This window comes from Gracilibacillus massiliensis, from assembly GCF_001458115.1.
GTDB lineage: Bacteria > Bacillota > Bacilli > Bacillales > Amphibacillaceae > Gracilibacillus > Gracilibacillus massiliensis.
Genome location: NZ_CZRP01000012.1, coordinates 479,518 through 498,654 on the forward strand (window position 1 = coordinate 479,518; position 19,137 = coordinate 498,654).

Genomic DNA, 19,137 nt, shown 5'->3' on the forward strand with positions numbered 1-19,137 from the left:
TACGGTTCTGAGTGTCTTTTAGATCCACACCTTTAGTCTAAATTTAAACTTTAATGAATAATGTAAAAGAATTGTAACTTTTTTTAAGATTTTTGAAACTTTTGTGTGATGTTCATCGTCTATAATTAATAGAGAGAGAGATAGATATTAGGGTTCTATCATTTTGAGGAGGATAATCAATGTTTAATAAAAAGCTGCACATACCTTTGTATATATTCGCAGCACTATTATTTGGATTAAAAACATATATCGTTTACCGTTTTGTTTTTAATATTTCATTAGAAAATGGTATGCAGGAATTGATATTACTGATAAATCCATTTGTAACTGCTTTTTTTATTTTTATGCTAAGTATATTCTTTAACAAAAGAAGACAACTTAAATATATAAAATACGGAATTTTAATAGGTTCACTTATTTTATATTTTAATATTGTATTTTACCGAAACTTTTCAGATTTTATAACAATACCGTTATTGTTCCAAGGAAGTAATGCTGCAGACTTGGGCAGCAGCGTTCTCGGGTTAATTAAATTATGGGATATTGCATTATTTTTAGATGTTGTGATTATTTGGATTGCAGCCAAAAAATATGGTGATGTGTTAACAGCTTCATTTAAGAGAAGATATAAACAATTTGCACTTGGTATATCTGTTTTATTAGTAGTTGTAAATTACGGACTTGCCGAAATTGAACGACCACAATTATTGCAAAGAACGTTTGATCGTGAATATTTAGTTAAAAATATTGGTGTATTTAATTACCATTTATATGATGCGGTGCTACATTCCAAGTCTAAAGCACAACGAGTGTTCGCGGATGGAAATGAATTAAACGAAATCACGGACTATATGAAAGAAGAAACGTCGCAACCTGCAAGTGAAGAGATGTTTGGTGTAGCTAAAGATAAAAATGTGATCTTTGTTTCATTAGAGTCGGTTCAATCCTTTGTGATTAATAACACCATGAACGGAGAAGAAGTAACACCATTTCTAAATGATCTGATTGATGACAGTTACTATTTTGAAAATTTCTATCATCAAACAGCACAAGGTAAAACCTCGGATTCCGAATTTTTAATTGAGAATTCATTATATCCATCACCAAGAGGTGCCGTTTATTTTACGCATGCACAGAATGATTATCATTCATTGCCTGAAATGCTTGGTAACAATGGTTACTATTCTTCAGTATTTCATGCTAATAACAAGAGTTTTTGGAACAGAGATGTGATGTATGATAACATTGGTTATGATCACTTTTACGATGTTAATGCGTATGAAGTAACGGATGAGAATTCCGTGGGCTGGGGATTAAAAGACAAAGATTTCTTTAAACAATCACTCAAATATATGCAACAAATGGAGAAGCCTTTTTATTCTAAGTTTATTACTCTAACAAATCATTATCCATTTGATTTAGATGAGGAAGATGCAACAATTGATAAATATGATTCTAATTCAAATACGTTGAATCAGTATTTTCAAACCGTTCGATATACGGATGAGGCAGTAGAAGAATTCTTCACAAATCTTAAAGAAACTGGCTTGTATGAAGACTCTATTATTATATTAATGGGCGATCACTATGGTATTAGTGATTTTCATAAAAAAGCTATGAGTCAATATTTAGATGAAGAATATACAGATTATCTGCATACACAATTGCAACGAGTTCCATTTTACGTTCATATTCCAGGACAAGAGGGAGAAAATTTCTCTAAAATAGCTGGTCAAATTGATGTGAAGCCTACTATTTTAAACTTGTTAGGAATTGACCAAAGTAACGATCTTTCATTTGGTACAGATTTATTTTCTGATGACCGTAAGGACTTTATTGCGTTGAGAGATGGTAGTTTTATAACAGATGATTACGTTTATTCGAAAGACCAGTGTTACGAACGTGAGTCAGGGGAGTTAATCGATACAACTATTGAAACTACTGGTGAAGGTGAAGCGTCTGTTTGTAAACCATATTTAGATAAAGTTGAAAAAGAATTAGGTTATTCAGACGAATTAATTTTTGGAGATCTATTCAGATTTTATGATTTTGGTGACGAGTAGAATTAACTGAGATATTGACAAAAGAATGTTTAAATTAAAAAATCCAAACGAATCGAAATAACTTTCGATCGTTTGGATTTTCGTGCGTATTAGGAAGAAACTGCGCAATAACCGATGTGTATATAGCTAAAGTGATAATTTTGAAATGTATTGTCCGATAAACATCCGCTCCGGCTGCCCACTTTCCTTTCCGTGGGGTTTTACCTTCAGCTAACTTTTTCAAGCAAAAAGCGCTCGAAAAAGTGGATCTTCAGGTAAAACATTCCCACAGGAGTGAAAGTGGGCGGCCTTGCGTTATAAATGATTCTACAACAATTGTAACAGTTATCAATTTGAGCTTTTTAGAATTGTTAATGTTTTTCGTTAAAGTGATGAGATAAAAGTCATTATTATAACTCTTACTTCCATTGTATAATTTCATCTAGCGTAGGCGTCCGTTTCGACTCCTGGGGGATTAGCATGATCTGAAGATCCACTTTGAAAAGTGACTTTCTTTTCAAAGTTAGCTGAAGAGCATGCCCCCCCCCGGAAAGCGAAACGGGCAAGCCGCAGCGGTTTCCAAGTACAAACATCATGTCAAAATTACCACATCATTTGTTGCACAGTATCCTTATATTGCGCAACATTACATAATGTATCACTCATATTTGATTAAGAGAAAAATTCATGTTTTCACTTCGTTTTCATATTTTTTGATAATTAAAAAAGACGCCGTATTGGCGTCTTTTTTAGCTTTCGAATAGTGGACGAATAAGTTCCCAATATAAAGTTGCGATAGAAAAGAAGCCAAATACAAGTGCAGATAAACCTGCAAAAGCTACTCCAAACATGTTTTGAGCCTTGAATTCACGTACAATGGCCATAACACACAGAATCGTTACTATCAGAATAATAAAGCCTAATTCCATTATTGTTTCCCCCTTACATGCGAACATATCATTTTCATTATAAACCATTATCGTTATAATATGTATAGATAGCTAATCCATTCTTATTTTAAAACAAAAGTAACGATTTGTCTATTAAAACATGACAGAAACGGAGTGTTTACCTTTATGAAAGTGGAAAAAATAACGTTAGGTTCATTATCAACAAATTGTTATATAGTTATTGATCAAAAGGAGGCTATTATAATTGATCCTGCCAGTGATAGTGAATCCATTAAAAATAAAGTAACCGAGTTAGGAGTAGTACCAAAAGTTGTTTTATTAACACATGCTCATTTTGATCATATTGGCGCATTAGAAGATATTAGAGAACATTTTAAAATTCCTACTTATCTACATGAAATGGAACATGATTGGTTACGTGACTCCAAATTAAATGGTTCGAGCTTATTTGGACTTGGTGAAGTAACAGCTAAACCAGCAGAATATCATTTTGATAAATCTCAGTATCGATTTGGCTCAATAGAGTTAGAAGTAAGACATACACCAGGACATTCACCAGGAGGTGTCGCATTTGTTTTTAGAGAAGATCGTTTTGTTGTTGGTGGGGATAGTTTATTTGCTGGTGGAATAGGAAGGACAGATTTACCTGGTGGTGAGTATCAACAGTTAGAGAAAAGCATTCAAGACCAATTTTACACATTACCAAATGATTTTGTTGTATATCCAGGGCATGGTCCTAATACTACTATAAAAGCAGAAAAGCTTAATAATCCATTTGTTCAAGGATAGATAAAACGCTCTGATCGATTTAAGATCAGAGCGTTTTAGTCCTTAATGTCCAAATCCAGGAACAAGAATGAAGTTGGTATAGAAAGTAAATCCAATAAAGAAAACAGTACAATAAGCTCCGAATAAATACATATACATTCTTTCAGATAATTTTAAGAATCCAACACCTAGAAAAAAGATCGTTTGTGCTAAGAATAGATATGCCATGGTTACCATGTCACCAACAAAAAACATCACTGTAAATATACCTGTCCAAAAGGCAAGCATACGGAAAACACGATCCATTGTTCCCCCTCCTTCTAAAATCACTATGTATCAAACATATTATAAACGAGTATGTCAAAAATGTAAATTATTCTAATACATTGATTTTAATTTTTACTTATTTGTTCATAATATGTCTACATAGTTTATTTTCTATACCTCTAATCATTTAACTCAATGTTGATAATTCGCGAACTGCCTTTATGTGTCGTTAATTCCATTTGGTAAATTTCTCTATTTTCAACATTAAATAAATGAATTGTTACATTTCCATCGGGAAAGGTGTATTGAAAGGGGGGAGAGGTTTCTTCCAGTACTTCAAGATGTAGGGAAGCATAAGCTTTTTGATACAGCATTTCTAAGCGAAATTGTTCGTGATTCAATTCATTTACTTTTTGCTGATGTTGAAGTTGTTGTATCTGATGGAAGGTGAATAATAATAAAATCAGTAGGATAAAACTAGTTAGCGGAAAAATATAGCCTCTTTCATTATTCCATCTTTTTAAGAAGTGTTTTTTCAATTTGTTCACCACTATCTGTCAAAATGTATATCTTAATATCATCTTCATTTTCTGCTACTCTAAATTCTTGAATATTACGTACTAATTCCTCGTGACCTCTTTGATTTACTTGTCGCCGGATCTTATGTTTATGCAGAGAGATAACAACTATATCTCCATTGTTTTGCAAAAAATAAAGCTGATTATTTTCTACATCAACTTGTTTAGACAGTTGTGCTTCTAATTCGATAATGTGATGAAATTGAGTAAACATCGGTAATTCTTCATCGTCACTTTGTTTCCAGAGTAAATCGGATTGTGATAGCCAAGAAAGTAATATCATTAATAAAAGTATGGAAACTAGCGCTTCGAGCATGATATAACCTTTTTCAGACCGGCTTACCATGTAAACATTTCGTTTGTTTCGTTTGCTTAGCATTGATCCATGTCACACATCCTTTTAATAATGTCGGTGTTGAAGTAAATTCGATGGTGATAGGTGTACTAATTACATCATGATAAATGAATTTATCTTCTTCCGGTTGATTGAGAATTGCTTTATGCAATTCTTCGGAGAGAAAGTAGATCGCTGCTGTTTCTTCATGGATAATTTTCTTTTCTAAGAGTAAATGATATTGGATCGGTAGTAATGTCAAGCATACAGTGAAAAATAACATCGTTGAAATTAGTGTTTCGAGGATATAAAACCCTTTTTGGTTACGATTTTTCGTCATAACATCTTCCTTTTCCAAAAGGACATGTAATAAAATACAGACTTGTTTTTGTTTTTACCTTCATGGTACCTGGGTCACTAAAATTGCCTTTTGGTGAAAATTTTATCGGCATCGTCAATGTATCTGGTTCTATAATCCAGTTGCTCGGATAGTTTCGTACCAATATTTTGGAGCCTAAACCACCTTTGCGTATAAGATAACGGTTTTTTTCTCTTTCAAATTGAAGGTAATAATTTTCCTTTTTGGTCATAGCAAGTTGCTGTAGATAAAGTAAATCTTGATCAAATTCTTTAATGAATTTTTGATATTGGATTGTGTCATATGTTTTTAAGGACACACTATAAGTTATCGAGAGAAGTAAAGAGATTAATGCTAATGCAATTAACAGTTCGATAAGAGTGAATCCTGATTGATTAGTCTTCATTATTTACGTTATCGGTAATTGTTAGGTTGAAAGAGTCTGTGGTATCTATTGCTATGATACTTGCTCCATTATTACATTCTAATGTATCGACATATTCTCCCTCTAGATCGTCTAGATTACTTGGCTTTTCACCATGATCAATTTCATATGCAATCACTTGATTTTCAACCATTTGTAATAGAGCATCACAGCCTTTACTGCTTATTTGAGTACTTTTATCAGCTAAGTTTGGCACAATCAGAATCAGTAAAATACTGATTACAGCTAAGACAATTAACATTTCAATTAAAGTGAACCCTTTTTGGTTTTTCATTTTACATTCTCCTTTTACATGGTTTGGATATAGTCGAACATTGGTAACATTAAAGATAAATAAACGAATACAACAAATAATGCTAAAATAGATAACAGAATTGGTTGTAAGAGGGTTATCCACTTCTTCAAATACATTTCAATTTGTTGGATTAAATGGTCGGCGTAGAGTGTTAATTCTTTTTGCAATTGGGTTTGATTACGATCTTTAGTCATTATCTTCGTTAATTGGTCTTCTAGTAATTGACATTGGGGAAAAATAGTTGCATAACTGTAACCTTGGGCTAGATGGTCACTAATGAGCATGCCATAATGATTGATGATGGTTTGATGTTGTTCCGATTTTATTACCTGAAGACTGTCCCGCATTGTTAAACCACTCTGAAAAAGACTAGCTAGATGGGTTGCCAACAAATAAGTGGTTCGCATTTTGCTATAGCGATTATAAATAGGGATATTCAGAATTAGCTTAATTTTGGATTCTATCGATAAAGCATTTTTAAATAGTACCGTAAATACAAATAACAACAAACCAGCAATTACACAAATAATCGTTCCATAAAAGACGGTATTAATGACGATTTCTGCTGTATGGAAGACACTGCTTACGTCCTGATTGGCACCGAGTAATTGTGTAAAGGAAGGGAAGATCGTTGTTTTCATAAAGTACAGAATAATGAAGAAAAAAAGGAAAAGAAAAAGCGGGTATCGAGATAGTTTCTTCAATTTTGTGGTGAATTGAATGCGCTGTTGAAGAATCTGACAACACTGTTGTAAACCATAGGTCAGATTACCATGATGTACAGCTATTTTTAGAAAATGGATAACTTCCTGATTAAAATGTGTTTTTTCTAAAGTATCGACAAAAGATTCACCGCGATATAATAAATCTTCCATTTCTTGAAGCAATGGTCTTAGCTGCTTTTCCCATTTTAAAATATCTATTACATCGTTAAGGCTATAACCATTTTTTAATAATTGTTCAAAACGGTACAGTATACGATATTGATCAACTAGTGATAATTTCTTTTGGGATACGTTATGGAGCGATAATATAACCGTAAGCATATGCTTTTCTCCTTAAATTTTGAAAAGATGAACGATATGTGAGTTCTTTTGCTGTTAAAACTTGTTCGATAGCTTTTCTGTCTAATAATTCTAAGATTGCAGCTCGTTGATCTTTATACTTGATCATGTTTAGTGAAAGCAGTTGAATGGAGGCTACAGCGACTAAATTGTGTTCAATGTCTATTTTTTTAATACCCATTTCAAGGAGTCGGTGAATGGTACCTTCTGCATTATTTGCGTGTAAGGTGGATAAAACAAGGTGTCCCGTGTTAGATGCACGAAATGCAAATCTTGCGGTCGCTTGATCACGAATTTCTCCAACCATAATAATGTCAGGGTCATGTCTTAAAGCAGCTTTTAAACCAACGTCATATGTCATTCCAGCTTTTTCATTCACTTGTACCTGTAAAACATTATCTAGTGGTTTCTCGATCGGGTCTTCTAAAGTGATTGTTTGTAATTGGTTATCTTCCATAAAGGCTTTTATTACAGCATATAAGGTAGTTGTTTTACCTGAACCGGTAGCACCTGTTAGTAATACTAAACCAGTTTTTAAATTTAACCATTTTTTGATTGCATGTAATTGGTTTGGGAATAAGAATAATTGTTCAATGGAATGTATCTGTTGTTGAGGTAATATTCGAATCGCCAAACTTTCTAAATGGTTTGCAGGTAATGTTGAAAGACGAAGTGAATAGTTTTGGTTATTGTATTGATAATGGATAGACCCTTGTTGTGGCATTCGATTCTCGCCGATATCCATTTTACCGGCAAATTTGTAATAAGAAACGATCATGGTATACTGTTGTTTCGAAAGAGAAGTATGAAGTGTCCGTTTTCCGTTACAACGGAAATAAACTTGTACGTTATGTTCGAGAGGAATGAAGTGGATATCTGACGCATAATCTTGTATAGCAGCCTGCAGGATATGATTGGAGATAGCTGAGGCTTTGCTCAATTAAATGTTCACCTCCTATTTTTATCATGGTACAATACATATATTCGACATCAATCTGTTTATTCCTTCAAAAAAATAAAAAAAGATGGAGGACGTTAAAAAAATGAAAAGTATATATTTAATTGGTTTTATGGGAAGTGGAAAGACAAGTATCGCGATACGATTACAAGAAAAATTAAATTGTAAATTACAAGATACAGACCAAATGATAGAAGTGCATTATAACATGGAGATACCAACCATTTTTACTGAAAAAGGAGAAGAAGTTTTTCGAGAATATGAAAGCTCCATATTAAAACAAACTGAACCGGAAGACGCAATTGTTGCTACTGGTGGCGGGATTATTGAAAAGGAAGAAAATCGTAAATGGCTTCGAAATAAGGAGAATGTCTTCTTTTTAGAAACATCTTGGGAAGAAATAAGTCGACGATTAATTGATGATCAATCAAGACCAATATGGAACAATCAAAGTAGAGATAAACAACAGTTATTAGAACAACGTCTACCAAAGTATCATGAGGTTGCGAATTTCATTATCAAAACAGATGGAAAAAGCGTAGAGACGATCACTGATGATATTATTTCTAAGATAAATGCATAAATAAGAGGATTGTTGGTAAAAATAGCAGTAAAATGATAAAGGTGTGAGTCTATTGGCCAACAATGATTATGTCAAATATATGACACAAAGAATTGTCAAGTATATGGATACACCGAAAGATGAGCGAAAAAAATCGAAAGCAGAGCGTCAACAAGAAGAAATAGTGGTTTCTAACAAATGGTTCGGTGTATTACCATTCGCATTTCGATTGTTAATACAAAAAAGAAAACACTAAAAGCATGCAAAAGAACCTCAACAGAATCCAAACAATATCAAATGATAATCGATATTGTTTGGATTTCTTCATGAATAAAAGCAGGATTATGCGACATAACCCTTTGCTGCGGAATAATCTTTGAGATCTGATAACTGTGTGAAAATCGCTCCGGCTTGACCACTTCCCTTTCCATGGGGTTTTCCCTTACCCGCGGAAAGGGAGGCGGACAAGCCGGAGCGATTGCTAAGCACATATAACATCTCATAATTATCACTATAATAGTGTCGCAAAATCCTTCGTTTGTTCATCAATATTGTTGATCACGTTCGTGCGTTATTAATGATGGATTGGGTAGTTTCTTCTGATAAATAAAATAATCCGGCGTTAATGACCTCTATTATAATTTTCGGCTGTAATCTTTCATGTAATCTTTCTTTTTCTTTTTCTAGGATGTCTTGATTGTCTTCTTGCTTATCAAAAAAATATTCCACTAACTTCAATTCCTCTTGCAACAAATTTTCAGATTCAATTGCCCATTGCCAATTTTGATCAAGCAATTGATTTTCCACAAATTGAAAAATTCGATTAAATCCACTTACAGGTCTAATTATTGGCGAAATCGTATAACTATAATCGCTCATTATACGTTGTAAAGCTAATGAATCTATTTCCTGCATCATGTTCGTAATGATAGAGCCGTTTATTAACTGTAAGCCAATTGAATAAATTTCTTCTTTTTTTTGACTGCCAGCATATTGGACCTTCAAATTTGTTACTAGCCATGGAAGTAATGCAGATTTATTAACACTGTCTTTTTCTTCGTATAACAAAGTATAACGAGCTTGTTGTTTTATATGCTGGAATATTTGTTGTAGTCTTGGACTGCCATAATGAATCCATTCTTTCGTGTTATCTTTTCGTACAGTGTTAGTATCTAACTGTAAAGACAAAGGTTCTCCTTGTCGACCTAGTTTATCCATGTAATGCCAATAAAAAGGACGGTTCATTAATACCTGATCTAAATCTCTTGTCAGTTGAATCGTTATTTCTGTTTCATTTTCGGTTAGTACTTTACATTTGTGAAGCGTAAAGTATTGATGAAGGAAATCGTGCAAATTTGTGATCATAATATCTGCTCCTTAGATGGAGAATCGTGTTGATAAGATTGAATAACTGATGTAAGGTTATCTAGTTTTATTTTTGTTTCTCCGAGTGAATTAGATTCCCTAAATATCTGTTCGACTTCTTTTTCTAAATCCTGAACATTCAAGTCAGTCAGTATTTGATCTAATTGGCCAATCACATTCTCAAATAAATTAATTTTGGTATATAATAAATTCATAACGTGTTCTTCCATTGTATTTTTTGTAGCAAAATTATATATGACAACATCGTTTTCCTGACCGAATCGATGGATACGCCCAATTCTTTGTTCCAGTCTCATTGGATTCCATGGCAGGTCATAATTGACGAGGTGATGACAGAATTGTAGGTTTATACCTTCTCCTGCTGCCTCTGTAGCAATCATTATTTGAGCTTGATTTTGAAAAAGTTGTCTCATCCAATCTTTTTTTCCTTTCTTAAATCCACCACGATAAATAACGGTTGGTATTTTTTCTTGATGAAGTAGCCATTGTAAATAAATTTGCGTTGCACGATATTCGGTGAATACAATCATCTTTTCATTGGATTGTTTAACAATTTCTACAAGTTTTAACGCTTTAGCATGATTGGGAAGTTGTTCAATCGTCTGTAATATCTCAATTGCATCTGGATTCTCAGTCGCTTCATGTTCTTGAAGCCACTTTTTCAAGGATAAATAGCAAGCTTCACGAGAACTGCAAAATTCTCTCAAGTACGTTATCGTTGAGATTGCTGTCATTTGTTTAAAGAAGGACTCAATTTTTCGATAGGCACTCATTTCTTCCTCAGAAAATGGCACCCAAATGGTTTTTATTTTCCTCGATGTCCAGTGAACACCTGTATCTGACCTTCTATTTCTGACCATTACTTTACTTATTAATTGCTTTAAATACGGATCTTCATCTATTTTACGTTTTTGTTCCCGATAATGGTTTGAAAAGTCTTCATAAGTGCCAAGATAACCTGGTTTCAATAAGCTAATTAAGTTGAAAATGTCTGTTAATTTATTCTGAACAGGGGTCGCTGTTAGAAGTAAACAATATTTTTTTGATAATTGTTGCACAAATTGAAAGTTTTTGGTTTTATGATTTTTTAATTTATGTGCTTCATCTACTATAACCAAATCATAGTTTTGTTCCAATATCGAATCACGGTGTTTGGTTAATTTGGCAGTATCTAGTGTCGTTATCAAAATATTTGCATCCTTCCAGTTAACACGTTTTCCTGAGGAGAAAGCGGGTATCAAAAATTTTTGATTTAATTCTAAAACCCATTGATTTACGAGTGAAGCTGGAACTAAAATGAGAACTTTTTGGACCAATCCTCTTAGGAGATATTCCTTCAAAATTAGTCCTGCTTCTATCGTTTTCCCCAGACCTACTTCATCTGCAAGTAAAGCTCTTCCATTCATTTTTTGAATGACGTTTTCTGCACATTCTATCTGGTGAGGTAAGAATTCCACATGTGGTAAAAATTTTGGTGCTACTAATTGATTAAAGCTAGTTATTTTCATTGTTTCTGCAATTTGATATGACTGCTTAAATAATTGCCACTCTGCAAAATGAGCAGGGTTTTGTGTTGCTTCACTATAATTTTTTACAAATGCTTCGTCTTTTATGATCGGAACATGCATCACAATTCACCCTATCATTGTCCATTTTTTTCATATTGTTGCCTTACCATATAATCTTATACGTATATTTATAAAAGTTATGGAGTGTATAAGAAAAACCGAGTGATTTCCACTCGGTTTAGTAATCTAGCTTTTTTGATTTTTTAATCTTGCCTGTCCACTTCTTATAGCCGCCTTGTAAATGGTTCAAATCTTTATACCCTTGTTTATTCAGTAATAAAGCAGCTCTCATAGAACGTGATCCGCTTTGGCAATAAAGATAAACTGGCTGATCTTTTCTTAATTCCGTTAATCGCTGCTTTAATTGGGATAATGGAATGTTTCTTGCACCCAAGATGTGACCACCATCAAATTCCTTTGGTTCTCTCACATCGATTAATTGCGCTTTACGATAGCCTTCACGAAACTCTTTTTCGGTTAAGGCATTTAACACTTTTTTCTGCTTGAAGTAACGATAGGCAGTAAATAAAATAAAGGCAACTAAAATACCAATTAAAATGTATATTTCTGTCATTGCTTTTCCCCCATTATTTTTCTATTAATTCCTCTAAAAAGGATTATACCATTTAATACTATCAAATAAAGTAAAAATTTTCGAATGTGTCAATTTGTCAAAATTTCATATGAGAAGTCTTGTCTCGCTCTTCAATCTATTGTATGCTTTTATTTACATAAGAAACTTAGTAATGGAGGATTGTTATGCCGACACCAACCATGGAAGACTACATAGAACAAATATATATATTAATGGAAACAAAAGGTTATGCTCGAGTTTCTGCGATAGCAGAAGCCCTTCAGGTTCAACCATCTTCTGTAACAAAGATGGTACAGAAGTTAGATCGAGATGATTACCTTAATTACGAAAAATATCAAGGATTGATTTTAACAGCTAAAGGTAAAAAAGTCGGGGAAAGGCTTGTTTACAGGCATGAACTATTAGAGAAGTTTCTACGAATTATCGGAGTAGATGAAGCAAACATATATACAGATGTAGAAGGTATTGAACATCATTTAAGTTGGAATTCAATTGATCGAATTGGGGATATTGTACAAATATTAGAAGATCCAACACACGTGGAAGTATTAAAAGCCTTACAATCCAAAAAGGATTAATAAGACATGTTCTATCTGCTGATTGTATTGTATATATATAATTATGATACCAGTACGATAGGGTGATGTAATGAAAATTGATGGCATATTTTCTGGTGGTGGAGTAAAGGCATTTGCATTTTTGGGTGCATTACAAGCTTTAGAAGAAAATGATATTCAATTTGAGAGGGTAGCGGGCACTTCAGCAGGTGCGTTATTCGCTACTTTTATCGCAGCTGATTATAATGCAAAAGAGATGAAGGAGATTTTTTTAGATTTACCTCTTGAATCCTTCTTAGATCAATCATACTGGAGTAGTTTTTTTCCTTTTGTTAAATGGTTAACCTTATATCAAACCATGGGTTTATACCGTGGTAATTATTTTGAGTTATGGTTGCAAGAGAAATTAAGTGATAAAGGAATTCATCAATTTTCAGATTTACCTCCAGAGAAATTAAAGATAGTAGCAGCAGATATTACATTTAATCGTGTTATCGTATTTCCAGATGATTTAAAAAAATATTATCATATTGATCAAAACTATTTTAATGTTGCGAAAGCAGTCCGCAGTAGTATTTCGATTCCGTATTTTTTTCGCCCTTCTAAAATAATCAATCCCTTAACAAGACAAAAAAGTTATATTGTAGATGGCATGATTCTAAGTAACTTTCCATTATGGTTATTTGATCGTGATCAATCAACTCGAGTAAGACCGATTTTAGGGATGCAGTTAACAGATCCAAAACAATACTATTATAATTCCAAAATTTCAAATGCGATCGATATGTTATTAGCTTTAATCGGAACAATGAGAAAAGCTTTTGATGCGAAATATATTACAGAGAACGTTGCAAAAGACATATTGTTTTTTCCGATAGATCAAGTAAGTGCAACGGACTTTAATCTCTCAATGGAACAAAAAAAAGCACTGATTGACTTAGGTTACAAACGAACCCTACAATTTCTATCAAAATGGTCCAAATGAAAAGAACAGAGCGACTATAACGAAGCTCTGTTCTTTTTCTTTTGCTTATTCCCTTCAATAACTCGAAGTTGTGGTGCATCTTTTCGAGAGTTTTTTAGCGGACGATTCATTTTCTTATGTGATATGTTTTGTTTGATAGGGCTTGGTTGCATTTTTTTATGTTTGTTATATTTATATTTTTGTTTGGATTGCTTGACTGCTTTGCGATATTTTCGTATATCGTTTGGAGTTCGCTTTCTTAAGATGAAAAAATAAATTAAACCAAAAATAGTAGCACCAATCAGAACGGATAGCAATAGTGATGTGATGAAACCAACTGCATTGGTGAACAGTGCTGTAATAACACCTATAACTGCTAAACCAATTAGCAGATAAACCAAAAGGGACATGATGTTCTGTTTCATGTAAGCTTCCTCCTTTATAATGGAATATTGATCTTATTATAGTTATACCCTTAATTTATTGGATTTTATACAAGAATATCATATTTATCATCTATTATTTTTTAAAATAGCTATTTTACATTCTATTTTATAAAAAATCGCCAAAAATAACTAGTTCAAAAATGTAATTTAGCATGAAAAAAATAAAAAATGGTTACGCTATAGTTTGAGGTGATTAAAGTGAGACGTATCAATAAACAACAAGATCAGAAACAGAAAACTTCTCTAATACCAAAAGTAATAAGTATTGGATTTTTCGGTGGATTAATATGGAGCGCGATAGCATCAATAACAGGTTATTTTCATTTTACCACGATTACACCAAAGAGTTTTATATTAAGATCATGGCTCCAAACAGATTGGTCAGATCAGTGGTTAGGGCAAGTCGTTTCCATTCTAGTAATCAGTTTATTATCGATTGGCATCGCCTTCGTATATTATCTAATATTAAAAAAATATGACGGTGTATTACCAGGTATCTTGGTAGGTATAGTACTATGGTTTATCCTTTTTTGGATAATGGAGCCGATATTCCCAAATATTCCTGACTTTTACCGATTGGACAGTGATACGATTGTAACTACTCTATGCTTATTTATATTGTATAGTGTATTTATTGGCTATTCTATTTCTTTTGCTTATCTACAGCATTTAAATGAAAAACAATAAGATTTTATGTTACTATTGTGAAGAAAGCATACGGATGGAGTGAGTTGAATGGGGAAATTATTGTTATTAAACGGTCCAAATTTGAATCGACTCGGTAAAAGAGAGCCCGATATATATGGTAGCGAAACACTTGACGATATAAAAAGAAAAATGACTGCTTTACTTGAACCATATCAATATCAGGTTGACGCTAAACAGTCTAACCATGAAGGACAATTAATTGATTGGATTCATGAAGCAGATAAAAATTATCAAGGTATTATTTTTAATCCTGGTGCATATACACACACAAGTATAGCATTACGTGATGCTATTAGTTCAGTGGATGTTCCGGTGATCGAGGTCCACATATCAAATGTACATAAGCGTGAGACATTCCGCCACAATTCAATGTTAGCACCAGTATGTGAAGGTCAAATCGTTGGATTGGGTACAAAAGGATATCAATTGGCTGCTATGTATTTTATGAAGCAATAATTAGTCGGTCATATATAATAGAGAGGAGTTTTTCAGTGAGTCGAGTTGATAAATTAAAAAAAGTGCTAAAGGAAGAAAGTCTAGATGGTTTGTTAATTACAAGTGCGATAAATAGACGGTATATAACTGGATTTACAGGTACAGCAGGCGTAGCAATTATCACAGCAGATAAATCTTACTTTATTACAGATTTCAGGTATACAGAGCAAGCACATGATCAAGTCACAGACTTTGAAATAGTGGAGCATAAAGGACCAATTCATCAAACCGTTGCAGATATCGTAAAATCATTGAATATAACTAACATTGGATTTGAAAAGAATGATCTAACATATGCCCTTTATGAACAATACCACAATGTTATCAATGTTGAGTTTATTCCAACTAATGGCTTGATTGAAAAGTTACGCTTGATAAAAGACCAAGATGAGATTAATATATTAAAGGAAGCTTGTAAAATTGCAGATGATGCCTTTGAGCATATTTTACAGTACATAAAACCAGGTGTGAAAGAGATTGACGTTGCCAATGAGCTAGAGTTCTTTATGCGTAAAAAAGGAGCTACTTCTTCAAGTTTCGATATTATCGTAGCCTCGGGCTATCGTTCAGCGTTACCTCATGGTGTCGCATCATCTAAAGAAATAAAATCTGGTGAATTAGTGACATTGGACTTTGGTGCTTTATATAAAGGTTATAGTTCAGATATTACCAGAACAGTAGCTGTTGGAGAAATTTCTGATGAATTAGAAACCATCTATCAAACCGTCTTAGAAGCCCAAATCAAAGGTGTAGAAGGATTAAAGGCCGGTATGACTGCCAAAGAAGCGGATGCTTTAACACGTGATCATATTGATCAGAAGGGCTATGGTAGCTATTTTGGACATTCTACAGGACATGGATTAGGTCTTGATGTTCATGAGATGCCAGCATTGTCGTTCCGTTCATCAGAAACTTTAAGCTCAGGCATGGTAGTTACTGTTGAACCAGGTATATATGTACCGAACGTTGGAGGATGTCGTATCGAAGATGATATGCTTATTCGAGAAGAAGGTAGTGAGAGGCTAACAAAGTCTCCAAAAGATTTAATTCGTTTACCACTAACTTAGAGAGGCTGCCAGTAGCTTTAGACCTATGCAAGTGGCAAAAAACAGAAATAAAGGGGAGAAATTTGATGATTTCAGTAAACGATTTTAAAACAGGACTAACAATTGAAGTGGATGGTGGAATTTGGCAAGTGTTAGAATTTCAACATGTAAAACCAGGTAAAGGTGCAGCCTTTGTCCGTTCTAAGCTTCGTAACTTACGTAATGGTAATATTCAAGAAAAAACATTCCGTGGTGGTGAAAAAGTAAATAAAGCACATATCGAGAATCGTAAAATGCAGTATTTATATGCTTCTGGAGATGCGCATACTTTTATGGATACCCAGTCTTTTGATCAAACAGAATTACAGGGTAATCAAATCGAACGTGAATTACAATTTATTAAAGAAAATATGGAAGTCAACATTTTAACGTATGAAGGTGAAACAATTGGTGTAGACTTACCTAATAATGTTGAACTAACTGTTACAGAGACTGAGCCTGGTATCAAAGGTGATACCGCCAGTGGTGGAACAAAACCAGCAACTTTAGAAACAGGTTTAACTGTACAAGTTCCTTTCTTCGTGAATCAAGGAGATGTACTAATAATCTCTACAACAGATGGAAAATACGTATCCCGCGCATAATAACCATCGAAAAACTACTAAGTGAACAATACTTAGTAGTTTTTTTATTTCTCCATTAAATAATAGCTATACATAAAATCTAAACCGCGAAGTAAAACGGGTGCTCACTTTGAAATTATGATGAGTGGCATGCAAAAGCTCCGTCCATTTACTTCGCTTTCTGCGGGCGTCACCTCAGCCTCCTCAGAAAAGCAAAGGGCGCTTTTCTGAGGAGGCTGAGGAAGACGCTGATCCCGCAAGAGTCTACGTAAATGGACTACGCTTTAGTAATGTTCTACAAATAAAGTCAGTGCTAGACTATTGATGTCATTTCATATTTCATCGTACTTGAACAGACATCTGCACAAAGCGGAGGAAAAATGCGACACTCCTGGGGGAATAGCGCGAGCTGAAGATCCACTTGGTAAAGTGGTTTTCTTTACCAAGTTAGCTGAAGCCGTGCCCCCGGAAAGGGAGTGTTTTTCCGTAGCGTTGGATTTACACTCATCTAAATTCTTTATAATAATCGTCACAAGTTCCCAGTTTGTGTCTTCTGTGAAGTGTGGAGTTGCTGACTTTTGATTATTACGTACATCCTCCATTATTCCCTCGGTTGAAGAGCTTCTAATGTAAAATAGGACGAGTTTCCTTTTTTGGAAGGTTATATCTAGTGTTTTCTCGCATAGAATATGTATAGAAATAGAACAAGGAAAAGAGGAAATGATCATGGAACAAGTCCTAAAAATTCTTCCTAACCATATTTCTTCGACTATCAAAGAGTATATTGAACAGAAACAGATACCCTTACAAGAGATTAGACTTCGAGTCAATCAAGCAATCGAAATTAACGATGGCAGTCACGTATATTGGTTAAACGATACTTCTTTCTCTGCATCCGATGCTACCCTGTTTTTAAACAAAATAAGTGATTTTTCATTATACCGATTGGAAGAAGAGCTAAGGAATGGTTTTATCACGATAGCTGGAGGCCATCGAATCGGCATTTCTGGTTCTGTTATCGTTGAGAACCGGAAAGTAAAAGCAATACATCATATTAGTTCCTTTAATATTAGAATTGCTAAACCTTATTTTGGAATTATCCAACCCTATTTACCATATCTAATGACAGATACGATTCAAAATACCTTAATCATTGGTCCGCCCCAATCTGGTAAAACAACTTTACTACGTGACATAGCTAATTACTGTGCAAGTAGCACCTCAAACAGGACCGGATATAAAACAGCTATTGTTGATGAACGGTCTGAAATTTGTGCTTCTATTAACGGGGTGCCACAACATTTATTAGCACCTCGCATTGATGTATTAGATAGATGTCCAAAAGCAGAAGGTATGATGATGTTTATTCGATCGATGTCACCAGAATTAATTATTGTTGATGAAATTGGCAGTCAAAAAGATGTGGAAGCTATTGACGAAGTAATTCATGCAGGAGTCCAGCTTGTTTGTACCATTCACGGCAGATCATTATCAGAAATTAGTCAGAGACCTACGATCAAAGAATTAATCAATAAAAAGGTATTTCAACGATTTGTGATATTGTCCAATCAACATACAGTTGGAGAAATAGTTGAAATAGTAAATGGGAAGGGACAACCTCTTTATCAATCAAGAGTGACAATCAAATGAAATGGATAGCATCTGTTATATTAGTTATCGCATTAACTTGGATTGGACATGAGTATGCTAAAAATTTAGCAAATCGTCCTAGACTCATTAGGTTATTCAAAAATGCTTTACAGATCCTAGAGGCAGAAATTGTTTATAGTCATGCCACCATTAAACAAGCATTATGTTCTGTTGCTAAACAGATACCTGAACCGATTTCCAGCCTTTTTAGACAAATGGCACAAGATATTAAACAGGATAAAGAAGAACTGTTTCCAGTATGGGAAAAACATATAGAAACCTTTTATCAAAAAAATTCTATTCAAATAGATGATCGTGAAATTCTCGATCAGTTTGGAAGAACTCTTGGTCAGCACGATATTTTGCAACAACAAAAATACGTAAGGTTAACCATTACACACTTAGAAAGAAACCTGAGTGAAGCTGAAGAAAAAAATCATCGCTACGGAAAAATGTCTAGAAGTATCGGCTTTCTAACTGGAATGTTAATCGTTCTACTCTTGCTATAGAGAGGAGT

Annotated in this window: 25 protein-coding genes; 12 read left to right on the top strand and 13 right to left on the bottom strand. The window is 33.8% G+C overall.

What is annotated here, in order from left to right; translation table 11 throughout:
- Nucleotides 1–179: 179 nt before the first annotated feature.
- Nucleotides 180–2,063, top strand: coding sequence for an LTA synthase family protein (locus BN3107_RS09855; RefSeq protein WP_058307453.1), 1,884 nt, complete (start codon nucleotides 180–182; stop codon nucleotides 2,061–2,063).
- Between the two features lie 728 nt (nucleotides 2,064–2,791).
- Here BN3107_RS09855 and BN3107_RS09860 read toward each other — a convergent pair.
- Nucleotides 2,792–2,971, bottom strand: a complete 180-nt coding sequence (locus BN3107_RS09860; protein WP_058307454.1) for a DUF2759 family protein — start codon at nucleotides 2,969–2,971, stop codon at nucleotides 2,792–2,794.
- Nucleotides 2,972–3,118: 147 nt separating this feature from the next.
- Here BN3107_RS09860 and BN3107_RS09865 point away from each other — a divergent pair, with 147 nt between their 5' ends.
- The gene (locus BN3107_RS09865) at nucleotides 3,119–3,742 is read left to right on the top strand and encodes an MBL fold metallo-hydrolase (RefSeq protein WP_058307455.1); all 624 of its coding nucleotides are present in this window, start codon (nucleotides 3,119–3,121) and stop codon (nucleotides 3,740–3,742) included.
- Between the two features lie 42 nt (nucleotides 3,743–3,784).
- Here the strand turns inward: BN3107_RS09865 and BN3107_RS09870 are convergent, their stop codons facing one another.
- From BN3107_RS09870 to comGA, 8 genes are all read right to left on the bottom strand, one after another.
- The gene (locus tag BN3107_RS09870; protein WP_058307456.1) at nucleotides 3,785–4,027 is read right to left on the bottom strand and encodes a DUF2626 family protein; all 243 of its coding nucleotides are present in this window, start codon (nucleotides 4,025–4,027) and stop codon (nucleotides 3,785–3,787) included.
- 140 nt (nucleotides 4,028–4,167) lie between these two features.
- Entirely contained in the window at nucleotides 4,168–4,527 is a 360-nt protein-coding gene (locus tag BN3107_RS09875) for a hypothetical protein (protein WP_058307457.1), read from the bottom strand.
- Nucleotides 4,496–4,882 carry a ComGF family competence protein gene (locus BN3107_RS09880; RefSeq protein WP_058307458.1) on the bottom strand — a complete coding sequence of 129 codons (387 nt, stop codon included), beginning with the start codon at nucleotides 4,880–4,882 and terminating at the stop codon, nucleotides 4,496–4,498. The genes BN3107_RS09875 and BN3107_RS09880 overlap by 32 nt, the downstream gene beginning before the upstream one ends.
- Nucleotides 4,883–4,895: 13 nt before the next feature.
- The gene (locus BN3107_RS09885; RefSeq protein WP_058307459.1) at nucleotides 4,896–5,240 is read right to left on the bottom strand and encodes a hypothetical protein; all 345 of its coding nucleotides are present in this window, start codon (nucleotides 5,238–5,240) and stop codon (nucleotides 4,896–4,898) included.
- Nucleotides 5,224–5,664: a competence type IV pilus minor pilin ComGD gene (comGD, locus tag BN3107_RS09890; protein ID WP_058307460.1), complete on the bottom strand. Its 441-nt coding sequence runs from the start codon at nucleotides 5,662–5,664 to the stop codon at nucleotides 5,224–5,226. Before comGD ends, BN3107_RS09885 begins: the two co-directional genes overlap by 17 nt.
- On the bottom strand, nucleotides 5,654–5,977 hold the full coding sequence (gene comGC, locus BN3107_RS09895) for a competence type IV pilus major pilin ComGC (protein ID WP_058307461.1): 324 nt from the start codon (nucleotides 5,975–5,977) through the stop codon (nucleotides 5,654–5,656). Before comGC ends, comGD begins: the two co-directional genes overlap by 11 nt.
- Nucleotides 5,978–5,991: 14 nt before the next feature.
- A complete protein-coding gene (gene comGB, locus BN3107_RS09900; RefSeq protein ID WP_058307462.1) occupies nucleotides 5,992–7,044 on the bottom strand; it encodes a competence type IV pilus assembly protein ComGB in 1,053 nt (350 codons plus the stop codon).
- Nucleotides 7,016–8,002, bottom strand: coding sequence for a competence type IV pilus ATPase ComGA (comGA, locus tag BN3107_RS09905; RefSeq protein WP_058307463.1), 987 nt, complete (start codon nucleotides 8,000–8,002; stop codon nucleotides 7,016–7,018). Before comGA ends, comGB begins: the two co-directional genes overlap by 29 nt.
- Before the next feature lie 103 nt (nucleotides 8,003–8,105).
- Here comGA and BN3107_RS09910 point away from each other — a divergent pair, with 103 nt between their 5' ends.
- On the top strand, nucleotides 8,106–8,603 hold the full coding sequence (locus BN3107_RS09910; RefSeq protein ID WP_058307464.1) for a shikimate kinase: 498 nt from the start codon (nucleotides 8,106–8,108) through the stop codon (nucleotides 8,601–8,603).
- A 52-nt stretch (nucleotides 8,604–8,655) separates the two neighbouring features.
- Nucleotides 8,656–8,838: a YqzE family protein gene (locus BN3107_RS09915; RefSeq protein WP_058307465.1), complete on the top strand. Its 183-nt coding sequence runs from the start codon at nucleotides 8,656–8,658 to the stop codon at nucleotides 8,836–8,838.
- A 302-nt stretch (nucleotides 8,839–9,140) separates the two neighbouring features.
- Here the strand turns inward: BN3107_RS09915 and BN3107_RS09920 are convergent, their stop codons facing one another.
- The 3 genes from BN3107_RS09920 to BN3107_RS09930 all read right to left on the bottom strand — a co-directional run bounded on the left by BN3107_RS09920 (nucleotide 9,141) and on the right by BN3107_RS09930 (nucleotide 12,110).
- The gene (locus tag BN3107_RS09920; protein WP_058307466.1) at nucleotides 9,141–9,947 is read right to left on the bottom strand and encodes a YqhG family protein; all 807 of its coding nucleotides are present in this window, start codon (nucleotides 9,945–9,947) and stop codon (nucleotides 9,141–9,143) included.
- Entirely contained in the window at nucleotides 9,944–11,596 is a 1,653-nt protein-coding gene (locus BN3107_RS09925) for a DEAD/DEAH box helicase (RefSeq protein WP_058307467.1), read from the bottom strand. The genes BN3107_RS09920 and BN3107_RS09925 overlap by 4 nt, the downstream gene beginning before the upstream one ends.
- Before the next feature lie 118 nt (nucleotides 11,597–11,714).
- Nucleotides 11,715–12,110: a rhodanese-like domain-containing protein gene (locus tag BN3107_RS09930; protein WP_058307468.1), complete on the bottom strand. Its 396-nt coding sequence runs from the start codon at nucleotides 12,108–12,110 to the stop codon at nucleotides 11,715–11,717.
- A 185-nt stretch (nucleotides 12,111–12,295) separates the two neighbouring features.
- On the opposite strand from BN3107_RS09930, the gene mntR reads away from it, so the two are divergent.
- Nucleotides 12,296–12,709 carry a transcriptional regulator MntR gene (gene mntR, locus BN3107_RS09935; RefSeq protein WP_058307469.1) on the top strand — a complete coding sequence of 138 codons (414 nt, stop codon included), beginning with the start codon at nucleotides 12,296–12,298 and terminating at the stop codon, nucleotides 12,707–12,709.
- A 70-nt stretch (nucleotides 12,710–12,779) separates the two neighbouring features.
- Entirely contained in the window at nucleotides 12,780–13,673 is an 894-nt protein-coding gene (locus BN3107_RS09940) for a patatin-like phospholipase family protein (RefSeq protein WP_058307470.1), read from the top strand.
- A 14-nt stretch (nucleotides 13,674–13,687) separates the two neighbouring features.
- On the opposite strand, the gene BN3107_RS09945 is transcribed toward BN3107_RS09940, so the two are convergent.
- Nucleotides 13,688–14,077: an SA1362 family protein gene (locus tag BN3107_RS09945; protein WP_058307471.1), complete on the bottom strand. Its 390-nt coding sequence runs from the start codon at nucleotides 14,075–14,077 to the stop codon at nucleotides 13,688–13,690.
- Nucleotides 14,078–14,296: 219 nt separating this feature from the next.
- Between BN3107_RS09945 and BN3107_RS09950 the strand changes: the two genes are divergently transcribed.
- The 6 genes from BN3107_RS09950 to spoIIIAB all read left to right on the top strand — a co-directional run bounded on the left by BN3107_RS09950 (nucleotide 14,297) and on the right by spoIIIAB (nucleotide 19,129).
- A complete protein-coding gene (locus BN3107_RS09950) occupies nucleotides 14,297–14,785 on the top strand; it encodes a YqhR family membrane protein (protein ID WP_058307472.1) in 489 nt (162 codons plus the stop codon).
- Between the two features lie 48 nt (nucleotides 14,786–14,833).
- The gene (gene aroQ / locus BN3107_RS09955; protein WP_058307473.1) at nucleotides 14,834–15,262 is read left to right on the top strand and encodes a type II 3-dehydroquinate dehydratase; all 429 of its coding nucleotides are present in this window, start codon (nucleotides 14,834–14,836) and stop codon (nucleotides 15,260–15,262) included.
- 35 nt (nucleotides 15,263–15,297) lie between these two features.
- Nucleotides 15,298–16,368, top strand: coding sequence for a M24 family metallopeptidase (locus tag BN3107_RS09960; RefSeq protein WP_058307474.1), 1,071 nt, complete (start codon nucleotides 15,298–15,300; stop codon nucleotides 16,366–16,368).
- Between the two features lie 65 nt (nucleotides 16,369–16,433).
- Nucleotides 16,434–16,991, top strand: a complete 558-nt coding sequence (efp, locus tag BN3107_RS09965; RefSeq protein ID WP_058307475.1) for an elongation factor P — start codon at nucleotides 16,434–16,436, stop codon at nucleotides 16,989–16,991.
- A 705-nt stretch (nucleotides 16,992–17,696) separates the two neighbouring features.
- The gene (spoIIIAA, locus tag BN3107_RS09975) at nucleotides 17,697–18,620 is read left to right on the top strand and encodes a stage III sporulation protein AA (RefSeq protein WP_058307477.1); all 924 of its coding nucleotides are present in this window, start codon (nucleotides 17,697–17,699) and stop codon (nucleotides 18,618–18,620) included.
- On the top strand, nucleotides 18,617–19,129 hold the full coding sequence (gene spoIIIAB, locus BN3107_RS09980) for a stage III sporulation protein SpoIIIAB (protein ID WP_058307478.1): 513 nt from the start codon (nucleotides 18,617–18,619) through the stop codon (nucleotides 19,127–19,129). The genes spoIIIAA and spoIIIAB overlap by 4 nt, the downstream gene beginning before the upstream one ends.
- Nucleotides 19,130–19,137 lie beyond the last annotated feature (8 nt).

Bases quoted from the DNA above. Each gene is read 5' to 3' on its own strand.
- BN3107_RS09880 (WP_058307458.1), bottom strand. From the start codon at position 4,882: ATGCTCGAAGCGCTAGTTTCCATACTTTTATTAATGATATTACTTTCT.
- BN3107_RS09870 (WP_058307456.1), bottom strand. From the start codon at position 4,027: ATGGATCGTGTTTTCCGTATGCTTGCCTTTTGGACAGGTATATTTACA.
- BN3107_RS09940 (WP_058307470.1), top strand. From the start codon at position 12,780: ATGAAAATTGATGGCATATTTTCTGGTGGTGGAGTAAAGGCATTTGCA.
- BN3107_RS09865 (WP_058307455.1), top strand. From the start codon at position 3,119: ATGAAAGTGGAAAAAATAACGTTAGGTTCATTATCAACAAATTGTTAT.
- spoIIIAA (WP_058307477.1), top strand. From the start codon at position 17,697: ATGGAACAAGTCCTAAAAATTCTTCCTAACCATATTTCTTCGACTATC.
- comGD (WP_058307460.1), bottom strand. From the start codon at position 5,664: ATGAAGACTAATCAATCAGGATTCACTCTTATCGAACTGTTAATTGCA.
- BN3107_RS09885 (WP_058307459.1), bottom strand. From the start codon at position 5,240: ATGACGAAAAATCGTAACCAAAAAGGGTTTTATATCCTCGAAACACTA.
- BN3107_RS09860 (WP_058307454.1), bottom strand. From the start codon at position 2,971: ATGGAATTAGGCTTTATTATTCTGATAGTAACGATTCTGTGTGTTATG.
- efp (WP_058307475.1), top strand. From the start codon at position 16,434: ATGATTTCAGTAAACGATTTTAAAACAGGACTAACAATTGAAGTGGAT.
- comGB (WP_058307462.1), bottom strand. From the start codon at position 7,044: ATGCTTACGGTTATATTATCGCTCCATAACGTATCCCAAAAGAAATTA.
- BN3107_RS09945 (WP_058307471.1), bottom strand. From the start codon at position 14,077: ATGAAACAGAACATCATGTCCCTTTTGGTTTATCTGCTAATTGGTTTA.
- comGC (WP_058307461.1), bottom strand. From the start codon at position 5,977: ATGAAAAACCAAAAAGGGTTCACTTTAATTGAAATGTTAATTGTCTTA.
- aroQ (WP_058307473.1), top strand. From the start codon at position 14,834: ATGGGGAAATTATTGTTATTAAACGGTCCAAATTTGAATCGACTCGGT.
- BN3107_RS09920 (WP_058307466.1), bottom strand. From the start codon at position 9,947: ATGATCACAAATTTGCACGATTTCCTTCATCAATACTTTACGCTTCAC.
- mntR (WP_058307469.1), top strand. From the start codon at position 12,296: ATGCCGACACCAACCATGGAAGACTACATAGAACAAATATATATATTA.
- BN3107_RS09855 (WP_058307453.1), top strand. From the start codon at position 180: ATGTTTAATAAAAAGCTGCACATACCTTTGTATATATTCGCAGCACTA.
- BN3107_RS09930 (WP_058307468.1), bottom strand. From the start codon at position 12,110: ATGACAGAAATATACATTTTAATTGGTATTTTAGTTGCCTTTATTTTA.
- BN3107_RS09925 (WP_058307467.1), bottom strand. From the start codon at position 11,596: ATGCATGTTCCGATCATAAAAGACGAAGCATTTGTAAAAAATTATAGT.
- spoIIIAB (WP_058307478.1), top strand. From the start codon at position 18,617: ATGAAATGGATAGCATCTGTTATATTAGTTATCGCATTAACTTGGATT.
- BN3107_RS09910 (WP_058307464.1), top strand. From the start codon at position 8,106: ATGAAAAGTATATATTTAATTGGTTTTATGGGAAGTGGAAAGACAAGT.